Origin of the sequence: Salipiger sp. HF18, assembly GCF_011806505.1 — a bacterium.
Lineage (GTDB): Bacteria > Pseudomonadota > Alphaproteobacteria > Rhodobacterales > Rhodobacteraceae > Salipiger > Salipiger thiooxidans.
Genome location: NZ_JAATOS010000433.1, coordinates 1 through 3348 on the forward strand (window position 1 = coordinate 1; position 3348 = coordinate 3348).

Consider the following 3348-nt stretch of genomic DNA (forward strand, 5'->3'; position numbering starts at 1 on the left):
AGTGGGGGCGTTTGTGCCCTCTTTCCCCCCCGAGGTGAGGGGGGCCCCCCGCAACGGGCGCTCGCGGAGCCATTCATCGACCGGAACCGCCAGCGTATCGCCCTGCGCGGCGGCAGCCACGACCCCCACGATGCGCCAGTCCGGACCGCCGGCCAGCACCGGCCCGCCGGAGTTGCCGGGCCGGACCGGGCAGGCGATGCGCAGCAGCCGGTGGTCGCGGGCGCCGGCGCAGTCGAAGCGCGCCGACAGCCGGTGCGGGCGGTGGTCGTGGTAGCCCACGAGGGCAAAGGGCGGGGACAGCGCGCTGCCGAGCGTCAGCGGCGTCACGTCGAGCGGCGTGGCCAGCGTCACCAGCGCGAGGTCGTGCTCGATATCGAGCGTCACGCGGGCGTAGGCGCGCGGGTGGATCTTGTAGGAGGCGACGGCGCTCTCGCCGGCGAACGCACCGCCGAGCCAGCCCGCGACGAAATGCAGGGTCTCGGGGCGCACCGGGTTGCCGTCGGGCCCGGCGAGGCAATGCGCCGCGGTCAGCACGAGGTCGGGAGCGACGAGCGCGCCAGAGCACATGCCGCGACGGTTGTAGCCCTTGGTGTTGAGCCGTCCCACCGCCTGCCACGCGGGGTGATCCTCGAGCGGCAGGGCCGGCAGCTCCTGCGCGGCGGCGTCCCCGGTGCTCAGCGCAAGGAGCGCCGCGGCCAGCAGCCGCGGAGGGCGGAGGCGCCGGGGCACGGGCTCACCAGTCGGGGTGATAGTACTTGCCGCCGCCCACGCTGAAATTGATCGGGCCGCACTGCTTGCCGACCGAGACGCCGGTGCCGATCCCGCCTGTGCCGACATTGATGTTCACGTCGGCGGTCGGACGACCGGGCGTGCATTGCGCGCACCCCGCAAGGAAGCTGGCGGTGAGGCCTAGAGTGATCAAGAAGCGCATCGGATCCGGTCCCGTCTGGTTCGCATGGGGTAGGCGGTTCGCCCGTGGTTCTGGTCGGGGCATCGGTTGGCGGCCCCGCGCCGCGTCAGCACTGCGGCAACCCCGCCAGCCTAGGCGGAGGCCGGTCCCTGGCGCAATAGCGCAGGCGCTCGCGGGCCGCAGGGGCAGGTGAGGCGGCAGGGGCCGCCGGCGCTGGCGTCATCGGTGATCTTTGAGGCCGCACGCTCCCTGTGCTGGTGGCAACGGGACCTTGCGAGGCCACGCGTTCCCTGTGCTGACGCCATCACTGACCCTCGGGGTTTAGCGCTCCGGGCGGTACCCGTGCCGTGATCCCTTCGCCGGTGTCGGCGTGCCGGCGCCGGCATGAACGGGCCCACCCTCGTTCCCGCGCCGATCTCCCGCCTCCGCCGCAACCGGAGCGGTTGCTGCCGATGCGTCAAGGCGCGTCTGGGGGCAGGGACGGCGCGGGGACCCTTAATGTGGCGCATTTCCGGGCGGCGGGACGCGGTGTTGACGCCTTGCATCCGCTAACGTTCGCACATAGGTTCCGCGCGACTTCACGGGGGGAGGCCCCCACCCATCACACACGAGGAGCCCGCCCATGGACACAAGCGCGATTGCCCAGTTTATCCCTCTCATCCTGATCTTCGCGATCATGTATTTCCTGCTGATCCGTCCCCAGCAGAAGAAGATGAAGGATCACCAGAAGATGGTTTCCGCCCTGCGCCGCGGCGATCAGGTGGTCACCCAGGGGGGCATCATCGGCAAGGTCTCGAAGGTCAAGGAAAACAACGAGGTCGAGATCGAGATTGCCGACGGCGTCCGGGTTCGCGTGGTCCAGAACACCATCGCGCAGGTGCTCTCCAAGACCGAACCGGCCGAAAGCTGAGATCAAGACCCGAAGGGCGCCTAGATGCTGCAGATCGATACCTGGAAACGCGTCCTTATCTGGGCGCTCGTGGTGGCGGGGCTGGTGCTGGCGGCGCCCAACCTCTTCTACTCCCGCGTGGAATCCCACAATGACGCCGTGAAGGCGATCGAGAAGTCGGGGTCCACCGCCGAGCTTGAGGCGCAGGCCGGGCAATGGCCCGAGTGGCTGCCCTCGGATCTCGTCAACCTCGGTCTCGACCTGAGGGGCGGGGCCCACCTTCTGGCCGAGGTCCGCGTGGCGGACGTCTACCAGTCCCGGATGGAGGCGCTCTGGCCCGACGTGCGTGACGCCCTGCGCGGCGCCCGTGACGAGGTGGGCACCATCCGGCTGCAAAGCTCCGAGCCCGGCACGTTGCGGGTGCGGATCTCGAAGCCCGACGGCATGGCCCGCGCGCTCGAGCTGGTGCGGGCGCTGGCGCAGCCAGTGGTCTCGCTCACCGGCGCCGGTGCCACCGACCTCGAGGTGTCGGGCGAGGGCAGCGACATCGTCGTGCAGCTCTCCGAGGCCGAGCGCCAGGCCACCGACGAACGCACCATGCGCCAGTCGCTCGAGATCATCCGCCGCCGCATCGACGAGGTCGGCACGCGCGAACCCACGATCCAGCGCCAGGGCTCTGACCGGATCCTGATCCAGGTGCCCGGCATCGGCTCGGCGACCGAGCTGAAGGACATCATCGGCACCACCGCGCAGCTGACCTTCCAGCCGGTGGTGAGCCGCACCACCAACCCCAACGAAAACGCAGGATCCGGCAACGAGGTGCTGCCGTCGCTCGACGAGGACGGCGTCTACTACGTGCTCGAACAGGCGCCCGTGGTGACCGGCGAGGAACTGGTGGATTCCCAGCCCTCCTTCGACCAGAACGGCCGCCCCGCGGTGACCTTCCGCTTCAACCCGAGCGGCGCGCGCAAGTTCGGGGACTACACCGCCGAGAACATCGGCTCGCCCTTCGCCATCGTGCTCGACGACGAGGTCATCTCGGCCCCGGTCATCCAGAGCCACATCGCCGGCGGCTCGGGCATCATCACCGGCAATTTCAGCGTCGAGGAAAGCACCAACCTCGCGGTGCTGCTGCGCGCAGGCGCGCTGCCCGCCGGGCTCGACTTCCTCGAGGAACGCACCATCGGCCCCGAACTCGGGCAGGACAGCATCGACGCGGGCAAGCTCGCCACCGGCGTGGCCTTCGCCGCGGTGCTGATCTTCATGGCGCTGACCTACGGGCTCTTCGGACTCTTCGCCAACGTGGCGCTGATCCTGAACATCGGGCTCATCATGGGCATCCTCTCGGCCATCGGCGCCACGCTGACGCTGCCCGGCATCGCCGGCATCGTGCTCACCGTCGGCATGGCGGTGGACGCCAACGTGCTGATCTTCGAGCGCATCCGGGAGGAACTGAAATCCGCCCGCGGCCCGGCCCGCGCCATCGAGCTGGGCTACGAGCGGGCGCTGTCGGCGATCATCGACGCCAACCTCACCACCATCATCACCG

4 protein-coding genes are annotated in these 3348 nt (G+C 69.7%); 2 read left to right on the forward strand and 2 right to left on the reverse strand.

The window, feature by feature from the left end; genetic code table 11:
• Together HC022_RS21895 and HC022_RS21900 are read right to left on the reverse strand one after the other, a co-directional pair.
• A partial coding sequence (locus HC022_RS21895) for a serine protease (protein WP_368484714.1) occupies positions 1–729 on the reverse strand: 729 nt, incomplete at its 3' end.
• Positions 730–733: 4 nt separating this feature from the next.
• Complete coding sequence (locus HC022_RS21900; protein ID WP_040383966.1) at positions 734–931, reverse strand: hypothetical protein; 198 nt, start codon at positions 929–931, stop codon at positions 734–736.
• 601 nt (positions 932–1532) lie between these two features.
• Between HC022_RS21900 and yajC the strand changes: the two genes are divergently transcribed.
• Positions 1533–1820: a preprotein translocase subunit YajC gene (gene yajC, locus HC022_RS21905; RefSeq protein WP_167453818.1), complete on the forward strand. Its 288-nt coding sequence runs from the start codon at positions 1533–1535 to the stop codon at positions 1818–1820.
• 24 nt (positions 1821–1844) lie between these two features.
• Positions 1845–3348 (forward strand): protein translocase subunit SecD (gene secD, locus HC022_RS21910; RefSeq protein ID WP_167453819.1); only part of this gene is annotated, 1504 nt, incomplete at its 3' end.